Source organism: Pseudomonadota bacterium (genome assembly GCA_037200975.1).
GTDB lineage: Bacteria > Pseudomonadota > Gammaproteobacteria > Steroidobacterales > Steroidobacteraceae > CADEED01.
Genome location: JBBCGI010000001.1, coordinates 2573748 through 2586963, shown reverse-complemented (window position 1 = coordinate 2586963; position 13216 = coordinate 2573748). Strand labels below are relative to the sequence as shown.

Genomic DNA, 13216 nt, shown 5'->3' with positions numbered 1-13216 from the left:
TTCGCGCGAGATATCTTGCGCCCGACCCCCTTGAAAGTCATTTCGAAATTTGGGAAATTTTTCCCAAAATTGCGACTGATGAAAATTGCACTCAAACAGGGAAAAACACACATGAGAATCTCCGACGACCGCTACAGCCGCGACCGCCTGCGACTCGACCTCGCACTGCGCTTCATCCATCACGAGGCACGGACGCACACCATTCGGATATGGACCGGCCTGACCGACGATCGCATCCGCAAGCTCTATCGCACCTATCTGCACGAGGCCGATGGCTCGGGGGTTCCGCGTCACCGCGGCAAGTCGCCGCGGCAGGCGGCTTTCTTCACGCGCAGCCTGCGCATGCGGCGCGAGGCGGCGGTGTTCGCAAGCGTGAGCAGCCTGTTCGGATTGATCACCGCCCAGGCCATCCTGCTCGAGCGCGGAGCGCAGCCCGCACCCAACGTCGCGCGCGGCGCGTTGCTGTGTGAGGCATTCGAAACCTACAGCGCGCTGGTCAACGAGCCGCAGATCTCCTTCGAACACGCCGTGTACCTGCTCGGCGCGCTGCTCACCGGGGACGAGTTACGTGTCTCTCACTGTCGCGACTGCGCGGGCGTGCTGGTAACCGACCGGCTCGCGCTGCGTACGCCGATATGCAACGACTGCGCGACGGTCAGGTTCCCGGCGGCCGCACCCGATCCGGACACCGGTCCGTCCGCCTAGGCGCCAAGCTCACCGCGCGGATGGTAGATTCGCGCGGTGAGCATTCGCCCGACCCTTTTTTCCGTCCCGTTCCTCGAGCGCCGCGCCGAGCTGCGCGACGATCCGGCGTGGCTCGCCGCGGCGCGCGGCGATCCGGCCACGCGTTACCTGATCGCCGCGGGTTCGACGCAGCTGGTCGCGCCGGGCGAACCGGTCGAGATTGCTTTCCTGCCCGGCGATCATCCGCTGGTGCTCGCGGCGCGCGCGGAAGACCTGACCTTGTTGGGTTGGTTCCGTGGTGAGCGTACCGTGTTGATCGAACTACCCGCCGCGGTGGCCGACGCGCAGCTGCCGCCCCACACCGAGTTGCGCGAGTTGCGACCGCTCACGCCGGTGCTGCTGCCCGAATCGGCCTCGCTGCTGGCGTACGCGCGTGCCCTGTCGCTGTGGAAGGCACGCCACCGCTTCTGCGGCGTGTGCGGCGCGCCGAACGTCCCGGCGCGCGCCGGTCACGTGATGCGTTGCAGCCGCGAGGGCTGCGCCAGCGAGACCTTTCCACGGCTCGATCCGGCCATCATCGTGCTGGTCAGCGATGCAGGCGGCGAACGCGCCTTGTTAGGTCGGCAGGCTTCGTGGCCGGCGGGCCGTTATTCCACCATCGCCGGTTTCGTGGAGCCCGGTGAAAGCCTCGAGGACGCCGTGGTGCGCGAGGTCGAAGAGGAAACCGGCGTCCACGTGACGGACGTGCGTTACGAGTCCTCACAACCTTGGCCGTTCCCCTCTTCGCTGATGCTGGGATTTCGCGCCGTTGCGCGCACGCACGAGATCACGCTGCGCGACGGCGAACTCGAGGATGCGCGCTGGTTCACACGCGCCGACCTGGCCGCAGGTCATCCGGCTTTGCCGCCGGCGGGCTCGATCTCGGCGCGGCTCATAGACGGCTGGTACAACGCGGCCGCCGGCCCGACGCTCGACGGTTAGGCCACCATGTGTTTGTTAGTCCTCGCGTGGCGAACACACCCGCGCCATCGGCTCGTGGTTGCGGCGAACCGCGACGAGTTCCACGAGCGGCCGGCCGCGCCGCTCGCCGCCTGGGAGGAGCCCGCGGGCGTCGTGGGTGGGCGCGACCTGCAGGCGAATGGCGCATGGTTCGCCGTGGATACGCGCCGCCGCTGCGGAATCGTCACGAACTTCCGCGAGTTCGGCCGCCGCCGCCGCAGCGCCCCGTCGCGCGGCGGGCTCATTCCCGCCTTCCTCGCGCGGGACGAGGCGCCGGGCGCGTACCTCCAGTCGCTCGAAACCGATGCGCCGGGATATGCGGGGTTCAACCTGCTGCTCGCGGACCGGGAATCGCTCTGGTACGCCTCCAACCGCGCCGACCAGTTCGCGCGCGAGCTGCCGCCCGGCGTTTACGGCTTGTCCAACGAATTTCTCGACACCCCGTGGCCCAAGCTGGTTCGCGTGCGCGCACGGTTCACGGCGCTGCTCGAGGCCGATGCCACGGCGGCCCACCCCGCCTTGGCCGACAGCTTGTTTGCCCTGCTCGCGGACCGCGAGACAGCGCCTCCCGACGCATTGCCGGCCGGCGATTTGTCCCCCGAATGGGCCCGGAAACTCTCCGCGCCTTTCGTGCTGGACGAGACTTATGGCACGCGTTGTTCGACGGTGCTGACGATCTCGACGGACGATACGCTGCGAATCGCCGAGCGCCGGTTCGACGCGCGCGGCATGTCGAGCGGTGAAACTGAACACGTCCTGAACGCCACGTCGCGGGGTTGATCGGCTTCTCATCCGGGCGCGGAACCCGCGCGTAACTGCGCGACTCTCATTAGAATCTCCGCCATTCCCGCCCCAAAGCGGTGTCATGCCGACGTTGCAGAACAACTATTGCGCGCGCCTTTCCGCACTCACGCTGCTCGCGTTGGGTATGGCGCAGTTTGCGGCGCCCGCCTGGTCCGGCATCGAAGTCGAATTGCACGGCATCGACGACGAACAGGGCATGCGCTCGAACGTGCTCGCCTATCTATCGTTCGAACGTTACAAGAACTCCGACGACCTGTCGCCCGAGTTCGTCGAACGCCTGCAGGAACGCAGCGAACGCGAAGTGCGCGCGGCGCTGCGCCCCTTCGGCTTCTACGAGCCGACCGTCAAGTCGGAAGTGAAGCGTGAGGGTAACGGCAGCGAGCAGAACTATCGCGTCACGTTGACCATCACTCGCGGCGTGCCGGTGGTGGTCGAAAAAGTCGATGTCAGCGTGGCCGGCCCGGGCGCGAACGACGAACGTTTCACCAGGATCACCAACGACCTGCCTATCCACCCGGGCGACCGCCTCAATCACGCCGACTACGAGAAGATCAAGGGCGACCTGCTGCGCACCGCGCTCAACTTCGGATACCTCGATGCGCGCATGGTGCGTAACGAGATGCGTGTCGATCCGCAGGCGCGTATCGCGGACATCGACATCGCCTTCGAAACGGGCGAACCGTACCGCTTCGGCGCGACCACGATCAGCCAGGACGTGATCGACGACGCGCTGGTGCGGCGCTTCCTGCGTTATCACGAGAACGAGCCGTTCAACGCTGGCGAACTGCTGCGCACCCAGTTCGCGCTCGACGACAGCCAGTATTTTTCCACGGTCGAAGTGTTGCCCGAAGATCGCGACTCCGTGACACACATCGTCCCCATCAGCATCAATGCGGAACCCAATCGCCGCAGCCGTTACTCGTTCGGCGTGGGTTATGGCACCGACACCGAAGCGCGCGGCACCGCCGCCTGGGAGAACCGGCGCGTCAATCACAATGGCCATCGTTTTCGCACGGAGATCAAGGCGGCGGCGCTCGAGCAATCGATCGATGCGCGGTATCTCGTGCCGATCGGCGATCCGGCCACCGAACGTTTCACCATGCAGCTCACGGGCGGGCACGAACGTATCGCCGACTTCGATACGCAGTCCGTCAATTTCACGCCGAGCTTCACACACCTGCGCGGCTCCTGGTTCGGCAATCAGAGCTGGCAGCGCGTGACCTATGTCGAGCTGCTCGATACACAATCCGAGGACATCACGTCGGGTGACCGGGACGACCAGAAACTGCTGATTCCCGGCATCAGCTTCGCACTCGTTCCCAAGAATTATCTCGGCGAGGCGTTGTTCAGCCGCGCGATCTTCGCCGAGCTGCGCGGTTCGCACACGTCGCTGGGATCGGACTCCGACTTCCTGCAGATCCGCCTGCAGGCGGAGCGCGTGTTCGACATCGACCGGGTCGAGAAGAAGTGGCACCTGCTGCTGCGCGGCGATCTCGGCGCAACCGCCTTGTCGAAAACCAGCGCGCTCGCGCCGACCCAACGCTTCTTCGCGGGCGGGGACCGCAGCGTGCGCGGCTTTGGCATCAACGATCTGTCGCCGGTGGAACAGGCCAGGGACCGGGACGGCACACTGCTGTTCAACGAGGACGGCACGCCGAAATATACGAAGGTCGGCGGCAAACACCTGTTCGCCGGTTCGGTGGAGCTGGTGCGCGATCTGCCGCGAAACCTCGCCGTCGCGGTATTCGCCGACGCCGGCAACGCGTTCGACAACTTCGGCGATCCGCTCATGTATTCGGTCGGCATCGGCATACGACTGCGCCTGCCGGTGGTTTCAGTGGGCATCGACATCGCGCAGGCGCTGACCACCCCGGCCGGCAGCACCGAACGGCCGGGGCCGCGCCTGCACCTGAACTTCTCGCCCAAGCTGTGATGAAGCGCCGGCTCAAGATCGCAGCCCTGCTCCTCGGGTTGTTAGTCCTGGTTCTGCTCTCATGCGTCGCCTGGGTGGTGTACACCGAGGCGGGCCTGCGCTTCGCGGTGGCACGGTTGCCGGAGAAGCTGGGCAAGGTCACGCTCACGATCCACAACGTGCATGGCACGATCGCGGGCGGCTTCGGCGCCGACTGGGTCGACGTCGATCACGAGCGCACCCACGTGCGCGTGGAACGCGGCCAGGCGCACGTGAGGATCTGGCCGCTGCTGGCCGGACGTATCGCGGTGCGCGAGGCGCGCGCCGAGCTCGTGTTGATCGAGGTGAAACGCCGGCTGACCCCGCCGCCCGACACCGAGCAGAAATTCCTGCCGCGGCTGCTCAGCATCAGCGCCGAGCAGGCCTACGCGAAGAGCCTGGTGATCGTCGCGCCGAACGGCCGCCGCGTGGAGTTCAACGAGGCCAGCGGCGCCGGGATCGTCGCCAGCAAGACGATCCGGGTGTTCGAGGGGAACATCATCTACGGCATCCTGCAGGCACGCGCGATCGGCGAGCTGCGCGCGGCCGATCCGATGCTGCTGCGTGGCGAGGCAACCACCCGCATGATCATCGAAGGCCAGCCCGAGTGGCGCGCCGACGCGAACTTCGACGGCTCGCTCGACAAACTACCGCTCACCGCGAAGTTGCAGGAACCATTCCGCGCCGACCTGCGCGGCGAATTACTGGAGCTCGCAAGCAATTTCCACTGGACCGGCAAGGCGGACGTCCACAATTTCGACCTGCGCGCCTTCGGGGCGGGCGGCGCGCTCGGCATCATCGAAGGCCCGCTCGAGGTGGGCGGCGCGATGAACGAATTCCATGCGCGCGGCCCCTTGATGGTGCCGGGTCTCGGCGCGGGGCCGTTCGACCTGGTATTCGAAGGGAACTATGCCGACCGCGTGGTCAACGCCACGCACTATGAAGTCACGCACCGCGCCACCGGCAGCCACGCGGAAGGCCAGGGTACGATCGAGACCGCCGAGAACGGCCCCAAACTACTGCTGCACGGCGACTGGCGCGGGTTGCGCTGGCCGCTGGCGGCGCGTTTCACCGCGGAATCTCCGCAGATCTTCTCGAGCCCGCAGGGCAAGTACCGCCTCGAGGGGTTGTGGCCCTACGCCATCACGGCAGCCGGCGATCTGCACATCCCGCAACTCGACCCGATGGCCGTGGAGCTGCGGGGCGCCCTGCACAAGGATCACCTGCAGATCGATCAGCTCGACCTCGGCGCCTTCGGCGGCCACGCACAACTTGCCGGCGAAGCGCGCTGGACTCCAGGCGAGAGCTGGTCGCTGGCCGGCAGCGTGAAGGGTTTCAATCCCGCCGAATTGCGGCCGGGTTTCAGCGGTGCGCTCGACTTCGATCTCAAGGCGAGCGGCGCACCCTTCGGCGCCGGTGCCGCGCTCGACATTGCGTTCAGCGATCTCACCGGCCGGCTGCGCGGCAACGCCGCGAGCGGCAGCGGTCGCGTGCGCAATCAGGGCGACGACTGGAGCTTCGAAAAGCTGCGCTTCCGCGCCGGCAACACCAGCATGGCGATCGACGGCTCGCTGAGCGCAAAACGCGACATCGATCTCGATTTCAGTCTCGACGCGGACAACCTCGCGTTGCTGGCCGAAGGCGCGCGCGGCGAACTACACGCCAGGGGAAAGATCGGCGGCACCGCCGCAGCGCCGGTTATCAAGTTGACGGCGCAGGGCAGCGGCATCCAGCACGAAGACGTGAGCGTCGACAAACTATCCGCGAACATCGATCTCGACTGGCGCGGTCAACGCGCCTCACACGCCGACATCGCGATCTCGCGGCTCGAAGTCGATCGGCGCGTGCTCAACCAGTTCAATGCCGCGCTCGATGGATCGACTTCCGATCACAAGCTCAAGATGGACGCACTTGCCGGCAAGACCGCGCTGCACCTGTCGGGCAAGGGTGGCTTTGCGAACGGGACCTGGAGCGGCACGATCACCGACCTGTTCATCGACGACACCGAGAATCTCAATCTGCAGCTCGATGAACCGGTGGCGCTGACGGTGAGTGCCGCGGCGGGAAAACTGAATTCGCTGTGCCTGCACGGCAAGATCGCGCGGCTGTGCGGCGGCGGCGAATGGACGCAAGCCGGATGGAGCGCGCGCGCCGACGCGCGCGATCTGCCCATCAGCACGCTGACCGCCGGCCTGACTCCGAAGGTCGAATACCAGGGCACGCTGAATGCAACGGCCAGCGTGAGCTCGACCGGCGGCGCGCCTTTCCTCGGCGACGCGCGCGTCGACCTGACAGACGCGGCGATCCGTCACAAGCTGGCGAGCGGCCGCACCGACGTCATCACGTTCGGCTCCGGCTTCGTCACGCTCAAGGCGGAGCCCGATCACATGAACGCGGAGCTGCGGCTCGATGCCGCGGAGCGCGGCCTCATCTCCGGCCGCATGCGCGCCGACCGCAACGGCGACGACATGCTGAATTGGCCCATGCACGGGCAGCTGCAGATGGCGACCGGCGAGCTCGGCTTCATCACGCTCTACGTACCCGACATCGACCGTGCCAGCGGCCACTTCGACGCCAATCTGAGCTTCGACGGCACGGTCGGCGCGCCCAATGCCAGTGGCGTGCTCAAACTATCGCGCGCCGAGCTCGATCTCTATCAACTCAATCTCTCGTTGCGCGAGCTCGAGATGGAGGCGCGCATCGTGCGCAACAATCTCGAGTTCACGTCCGCCGCCAAGGCGGGCGCCGGCAGTCTCGCAAGCTCGGGCAAGATCGAGTGGCGTGAGAATCTGCCGTACGGCGACCTCAGACTCTCGGGCGAGAACCTGCGGGTCGTGGACGTGCCTGAAGCGCGCATCGACGCGTCTCCCGATCTCGATTTCCATATCGCGGGGCGCGAGATTCTCGTGAAGGGTGAAGTCAAGGTGCCGCTGGCGCGTATTCAGCCGGCCGATCTCACCAACGCCGTATTGCCGTCGGCCGATGAAAGGCTGGTCGGCCCTACCGAGGAAGTCGAGAAGGATCCTTTCCTCGTCACCAGCGAGATCACGGTGACGCTGGGCGATAAAGTGACGATCGAAACTTACGGTCTTTCGGGCCACGTCACCGGCAGCATCACCGAACGCACCTTGCCGGATCAGCCGAGCCGCGCCACCGGCGAACTGCAGGTCAAGGACGGACAGTACACCGCGCTGGCGCGCAAGCTCGATATCGAACGCGGCCGGCTCATCTTCAACGGCGGTTTGCTGGCCGATCCCGCGGTCGACATCCGCGCGGTGAAAGTGCTGCCCGACGTGAAGGCCGGCGTGAACGTGCGCGGCACCTTGCGCGAGCCGCGGCTCACGTTCTTCTCCGAGCCGTCGATCCCGCAATCGCAGATCGTCTCGCTGATCCTCGCCGGCAGCTCGCTCGAATCTGCGCAGCGTTCGGATCGCGTCGGCACCGGAGCGGCAGGCCAGGAAGTCGCGGGGCAGGCGGCCGCGCTGCTGGCGGCGCAATTCGGCAGCAAACTTGGCATCCCCGACATCAGCGTCGAATCCGATACGTCGAACGATACTTCGCTGGTGCTCGGCAAATACCTGTCGCCGCGGTTGTTCGTGAGTTACGGCGTGTCGCTGACCGAATCCATCAACACCATCAAGATGCGGTACACCATCGACGACAAGTGGACGATCAAGACCGAGGCCGGCCAGGAGCGTTCGGCCGACCTGGTCTTCACCATCGAGAAGTGAACACGCTCGAGCTCTTCGCGAACCCGGGCGCTGGCGAGGCGCTGGTCCTCGAGCCCGGGATCACACTGCTGCGCGGCTTCGCGCGTTCCGCGGAGCTGATGCCGCTGATCGAAGCCGTGTCGGCAGCCGCGCCGTTCCGCCATCTCGTCACCCCGGGCGGACAGACGATGTCCGTCGCGATGACCAACTGCGGGCCCGTCGGGTGGGTCAGCGATCGCAGCGGATACCGCTATAGTTCGCGCGATCCGCTCACCGGCAGGGACTGGCCCGCGATGCCCGGCGGATTCGTCGCGCTCGCGCTCGAGGCGGCCCGGCGCGGCGGCTTCCCCGATTTCGTGCCCGACGCCTGCCTGGTCAATCGTTACTCGGCCGGCAGCCGCCTCACCCCGCACCGCGACGCCGACGAACAGAACTACGCGCAACCGATCGTCTCCGTGTCGCTGGGATTGCCCGCGAGTTTCGCCTTCTATGGGCTGGCGCGCGGCGGCAAGGGCCGGAGCGTCGCATTGAACGACGGCGACGTGCTCGTCTGGGGCGGGCCGGCGCGGCTGGTGTATCACGCGGTGCGGCCGGTCAAACCGGGCAATCACGCTCTCACGGGCGAGTTCCGCTACAACCTGACCTTTCGCCATGCCCGCTGAGGGTAGTTAGCCCCGGGTCCGCGGCAACCGGCCATGGCGGGGACAGGCCACATAGGGGTCTCGCCGCTGAAGAATTCGCGCTGCGCGCGGCAGCGCACTGAAATATCATGCAGGCGCCACCCCTGCCCCGAGACCGCCATGCACTTCCTGCTCTTCTATACCTACGTTCCCGACATCCTCGAGCGCCGCGCGCAGTTTCGCGGCGCGCACATCAAGCTCGCCTGGTCGGCGCAGCAGCGCGGAGAACTGGTGCTCGGCGGCGCCCTGACGGACCCGGTGGACATGGGCGTATTGCTGTTCTCAGTGCCGTCGAAGGAAGTCGTCGAGAAGTTCGTGGCCGAGGATCCGTACGTCCAGGGCGGGTTGGTCACGAAGTGGTCGATCCGCAGCTGGATGACGGTAGTGGGTGATGCCGCCACGAACCCGATCCGGCCCGATGCGTAATTCCACCGCAACGCCGCACATATAGAAGAGTGGCCGGTGTCCAGAATGCCGCAATCGGGCATTGACGCCTCCTGCATTTTTATGCACCATGCGCGCTCTTTATTCACGGGTGGATTCATTTCCATGCTGACCGACCATCACCGCGAGGCGCGTCGTACCGCCATCGTCCGCCTGCTGCGCAGCTCCCCGGTGCGCCGCCAGCAGGAACTCGTGCGCCTGTTGAAGCGCGAAGGTCATGCGGTCACGCAGTCGTCCATCAGCCGCGACCTGCGCGAACTCGGTGTCATGAAAGCCAGCGATGGCTACGTCCTGCCCGACACCGCGGAGCTGTCTTCCCGCACTCAGGACAAGTTTTCCGCGGTGGCATCGTTCGTGCGCGAAGTGCGCACCGCCGGCCCGTCGATCACCGTCGTCAAGACCACGATCGGCTCCGCCGGCAGCGTGGCCGCCGCCATCGACAAGGCCGGCTGGAACGAAGTGGCCGGCACGGTGTCCGGAGACGACACGATTTTCATCGCAACCGCCGACGCGCGCGCCCAGGGCGCGGTGTTGGCGCAGTTGCGCAGCGCCTTTGGAGTCTGAATAAAAATGCCTGCTGAGAAGAATTCATCGCCCATCGTGCTGGCCTATTCCGGCGGCCTCGACACCTCGTTCCTGGTGCCGTGGCTGACGGAGAACTATGGCCGTCCGATCATCACGGTCACCGTCGACACGGGTGGCATCGACGCGGCTGGTGCAAAAACGCTGGCGGAGCGTTCGAAGGCCTACGGCGCCATCGCGCACCACCAGATCGACGCGCGCGCGGACTACTTCGAGCAGGTGCTGCGTTTTCTCGTCATGGGCAACGTGCGCCGCGGCCAGCTCTATCCGCTGTGTGTGGGCGCGGAGCGCGTCATGCAGGCGCAGCAGATCGCGCTCATGGCGCGCAAGCTCGGCACGAATTCCATCGCGCACGGCTGCACCGCGGCCGGCAACGACCAGGTGCGCTTCGAAGTGGCGATGCGCACGCTCGCGCCGGAGCTCGAGGTGATCGCACCGGTGCGCGACAAAGCCTTCAAACGCCAGGAAGAGCTGGACTACCTGACGGCGCGCAACCTGCCGTTGCCGCCGTACGGCGCCGCGTATTCCATCAATCGCGGCCTGTGGGGCGCCACCATCGGCGGCAAGGAAACGCTGACCTCCGAAGGCAGCATTCCCGATTCGGCCTGGGTGTTGTCGAAGGATGCGTTCACGAATCCGCGCCCGCCCGCGAAACATACGATTCATTTCGAAAAGGGCCGTCCGACCGGCATCGACGGCAAGACGATGTCCGCCGTCGAAGTGGTCGAAGCGCTGGAAACGCTGGGTGCGCCCTACGGCATCGGCCGCGGCATCCATCTCGGCGACACCATCATCGGCACCAAGGGCCGCGTGGCGTTCGAAGCGCCGGCCGCGGAAACGTTGCTCACGGCGCATCGCGAACTCGAGAAGCTCGTGCTCACGCCGCGCCAGCAGCGCATCAAGGAATCGCTCGCCGGTCCCTACGGCGACTGGGTGCACGAAGGCCAGTTGCTCGACCCCGTGTGCCGCGACATCGAGGCGTTGTTCCTGTCGTCGCAGGAACGTGTCACCGGCAAGGTGCACGTGTTGTTCCGCGCCGGTAGTTTGTTCATCGAAGGCGTCGAGTCGCCGCATTCGCTCATGGCCGTGTCCAAGGGCGTGTATGGCGAGTCGCATGGCGAGTGGTCGCCGCAGGATGCCCTGGGCTTTTCCAAGATTGTTTCGCTCACGGGCATGTTCCATGCACGTGCGGGAGGAAAGTGATGCGTACGGTAGTCGTGGACAAGATCGCTTCGGTGACGCAGGCCTGCGGCCTCGGTAACGAGGTGCGCGTCGCCACCGACAACATTCCCGCCGAGGAAGGCGTGGTCGTGGTCGTGGAGATCCTGACCAACAAGTCGACCTACAACACGCTCGAGCTCACCAGCGGACGCATGGCGAAGGTCGGCAAAGGCGATATCGTGGTCGGCGCCCTGGGGCATCGCAAGGCGCTGTTCGGTTATTCGGGCCACGTGCCCGAAAGCGTCAAACCCGGCGACGTCATCCAGATGCTCAACATCGGTGGCGTGCTGGGTCTCGTCGACTCGGTGAACCCGGACAAGGGCAAACCCTTCGACTGCCGCGTGATCGGTGGCGTGCTGCATTTTCCGTATCTCGGCGAGCGCATCGGCATTCCGGCGCGCGTCGGATACCGCAAGTTCGATCCGGACGCGAAGCTCGTCATCGACAACGTGCCGGTGGTGGCGCTGGCCGGCACCTGCATGGAGGCCGGCAAGACCGCCGCGGCTGCCGCCATCATCTCGCGCATGCGCCATCGCGGCCTCACGGTCGACGCATTCAAGGCGACGGGCGTTTCCCTGCGCCGCGACATCATGGCGTTCGAAGACGCCGGCGCGCGCAACACGCTCATCTTCACGGATTTCGGCATCGTCTCGACCACTCGCAAGGTGGGCCCGGCCTTGACGCGCACCATGTTGACGGAGCTCGCCGAGAAGAAACCCGACGTCATCGTGTTCGAACTCGGCGACGGGTTGTTGGGCACGTACGGAGTCGATTCCATCCTTGAATGCGAGGACATCCGCAAGGCGCTGACCGGCGTGGTGCTCTCGGCCAACGACCCGGTGGCGGCCTACGGCGGCGTCGACATCCTGCGCAAGCGCTTCAGCATCGAACCGATCGCCGTCACCGGGCCGGCGACTGACAACGACGTGGGTGTGGCCATCATCCGCGATCAATTGAAGGTGCCCGCGTTCAATGCGTTGGCGGCCGGCGCGGCGCTGGGCGACTCCATCATCGAATCGGTCGGGCTCACGCAAGCGCGGCCGCTCGATCGCGTCGCCAACGAGTAGCTCGGCCATGACTACCATGCGCATCCCGGCCATCGTGCTCGGTGGCACCGGCTACGTTTCGGGCGAACTGCTGCGGCTGATCCTCGGACATCCGGATTTCGCGCTTGCCGGCGTGTTGTCGGACAGCCAGCCCGGCGAACTGGCGGGCAAATCGTTTCCGCATCTGGCCGGCAGTCTCGGCGATACCGCATTTAAATCGTTGGCGGACATCACGGCGCTGATCGCTCACGAGCCCAAGTCCGCGGTCTTCTGCGCGGCACCGCATGGCACCGCCGCGGCACTGATCGATTCGCTGCTGAAAGCCGCCGAAGCCGCGGGCACGAAACCCCGCGTCGTCGACATCTCGGCGGATTTCCGCTTCACCACCGCGGCCGCCTACGAGGCTGTCTACAAACATCCGCACGGCGCTCCGCAGCGCCTGGCGCAATTCACCTGCGCCGTGCCGGAACACCTCGCGGCCGTGAAGACGCCGCACGTCGGTCACCCCGGCTGCTTCTCTACTTCCATCCTGCTGGCCAGCGTGCCGCTGCTGAAGTCCGGCTGGGTCGAGCCCACGTTGTTTGTCAGTGGCGTCACCGGCAGCACGGGCTCCGGGCGCAAGCCGGTCGAAGGCACGCATCACCCGACGCGTCACAGCGATCTGTATTCGTACGGCGCGCTCGGCCACCGCCACACGCCGGAAATCGTGGCGCTCGCAAAAGCGGCCACGGGCATCGAGGCTGACTACTCGTTCGTGCCGCATTCGGGTCCGTTCGCGCGCGGCATCCACGCCACCGTGCAGGCGCGGCTCAAATCGCCGCGCGATGCCGCCGCCGTGATCGGCCTGCTGCGCGACTTCTATGCCGGCTGCCCGTTCGTGCGCGTGCTGGATACGCCACCGCGCGTGAAGGACATCGTCGCCAGCAACTTCGCGCATCTTTCCGCCGCGGCCAACGGCCGCACCGTCGCGGTGATGAGCGTGGTCGACAACCTCAACAAGGGCGCTGCCGGCGGCGCCGTGCAGTGGATGAACCGGCTGTTCGACCTGCCGGAGACCGCCGGTCTCACGGCGCCCGCGCCCGGCTGGACCTGAAG

General features: G+C 66.2%; 11 protein-coding genes. All 11 read left to right on the top strand.

Annotation, left to right across the window (positions count from 1 at the left end; all coding sequences use genetic code 11):
* Window positions 1-111 precede the first annotated feature (111 nt).
* A complete protein-coding gene (locus WDO72_11670) occupies window positions 112-705 on the top strand; it encodes a hypothetical protein (protein MEJ0086336.1) in 594 nt (197 codons plus the stop codon).
* A 36-nt stretch (window positions 706-741) separates the two neighbouring features.
* On the top strand, window positions 742-1665 hold the full coding sequence (gene nudC, locus WDO72_11665) for an NAD(+) diphosphatase (GenBank protein MEJ0086335.1): 924 nt from the start codon (window positions 742-744) through the stop codon (window positions 1663-1665).
* Window positions 1666-1671: 6 nt separating this feature from the next.
* Window positions 1672-2463 (top strand): NRDE family protein, encoded by a 792-nt coding sequence (locus WDO72_11660; GenBank protein MEJ0086334.1) that lies wholly within the window; start codon window positions 1672-1674, stop codon window positions 2461-2463.
* Window positions 2464-2548: 85 nt separating this feature from the next.
* Window positions 2549-4420 (top strand): BamA/TamA family outer membrane protein, encoded by a 1872-nt coding sequence (locus WDO72_11655; GenBank protein MEJ0086333.1) that lies wholly within the window; start codon window positions 2549-2551, stop codon window positions 4418-4420.
* The gene (locus tag WDO72_11650) at window positions 4420-8169 is read left to right on the top strand and encodes a translocation/assembly module TamB domain-containing protein (GenBank protein ID MEJ0086332.1); all 3750 of its coding nucleotides are present in this window, start codon (window positions 4420-4422) and stop codon (window positions 8167-8169) included. The genes WDO72_11655 and WDO72_11650 overlap by 1 nt, the downstream gene beginning before the upstream one ends.
* Window positions 8166-8810, top strand: coding sequence for a DNA oxidative demethylase AlkB (gene alkB / locus WDO72_11645; protein ID MEJ0086331.1), 645 nt, complete (start codon window positions 8166-8168; stop codon window positions 8808-8810). Before WDO72_11650 ends, alkB begins: the two co-directional genes overlap by 4 nt.
* A 138-nt stretch (window positions 8811-8948) precedes the next feature.
* Window positions 8949-9254 (top strand): YciI-like protein, encoded by a 306-nt coding sequence (locus WDO72_11640; protein MEJ0086330.1) that lies wholly within the window; start codon window positions 8949-8951, stop codon window positions 9252-9254.
* A gap of 123 nt (window positions 9255-9377) precedes the next feature.
* Window positions 9378-9836 carry a hypothetical protein gene (locus tag WDO72_11635; GenBank protein MEJ0086329.1) on the top strand — a complete coding sequence of 153 codons (459 nt, stop codon included), beginning with the start codon at window positions 9378-9380 and terminating at the stop codon, window positions 9834-9836.
* Window positions 9837-9842: 6 nt separating this feature from the next.
* A complete protein-coding gene (argG, locus tag WDO72_11630; protein MEJ0086328.1) occupies window positions 9843-11057 on the top strand; it encodes an argininosuccinate synthase in 1215 nt (404 codons plus the stop codon).
* Window positions 11057-12142: a hypothetical protein gene (locus WDO72_11625; protein MEJ0086327.1), complete on the top strand. Its 1086-nt coding sequence runs from the start codon at window positions 11057-11059 to the stop codon at window positions 12140-12142. The genes argG and WDO72_11625 overlap by 1 nt, the downstream gene beginning before the upstream one ends.
* A 7-nt stretch (window positions 12143-12149) precedes the next feature.
* Entirely contained in the window at window positions 12150-13214 is a 1065-nt protein-coding gene (gene argC / locus WDO72_11620; protein ID MEJ0086326.1) for an N-acetyl-gamma-glutamyl-phosphate reductase, read from the top strand.
* The last annotated feature ends 2 nt before the right edge of the window (window positions 13215-13216 follow it).

Excerpts from the sequence above, each read along its gene's own strand:
- WDO72_11660 (MEJ0086334.1), top strand. The coding sequence starts at position 1,672 with ATGTGTTTGTTAGTCCTCGCGTGGCGAACACACCCGCGCCATCGGCTC.
- WDO72_11640 (MEJ0086330.1), top strand. The coding sequence starts at position 8,949 with ATGCACTTCCTGCTCTTCTATACCTACGTTCCCGACATCCTCGAGCGC.
- WDO72_11670 (MEJ0086336.1), top strand. The coding sequence starts at position 112 with ATGAGAATCTCCGACGACCGCTACAGCCGCGACCGCCTGCGACTCGAC.
- WDO72_11650 (MEJ0086332.1), top strand. The coding sequence starts at position 4,420 with ATGAAGCGCCGGCTCAAGATCGCAGCCCTGCTCCTCGGGTTGTTAGTC.
- argG (MEJ0086328.1), top strand. The coding sequence starts at position 9,843 with ATGCCTGCTGAGAAGAATTCATCGCCCATCGTGCTGGCCTATTCCGGC.
- WDO72_11655 (MEJ0086333.1), top strand. The coding sequence starts at position 2,549 with ATGCCGACGTTGCAGAACAACTATTGCGCGCGCCTTTCCGCACTCACG.
- WDO72_11625 (MEJ0086327.1), top strand. The coding sequence starts at position 11,057 with ATGCGTACGGTAGTCGTGGACAAGATCGCTTCGGTGACGCAGGCCTGC.
- WDO72_11635 (MEJ0086329.1), top strand. The coding sequence starts at position 9,378 with ATGCTGACCGACCATCACCGCGAGGCGCGTCGTACCGCCATCGTCCGC.
- argC (MEJ0086326.1), top strand. The coding sequence starts at position 12,150 with ATGACTACCATGCGCATCCCGGCCATCGTGCTCGGTGGCACCGGCTAC.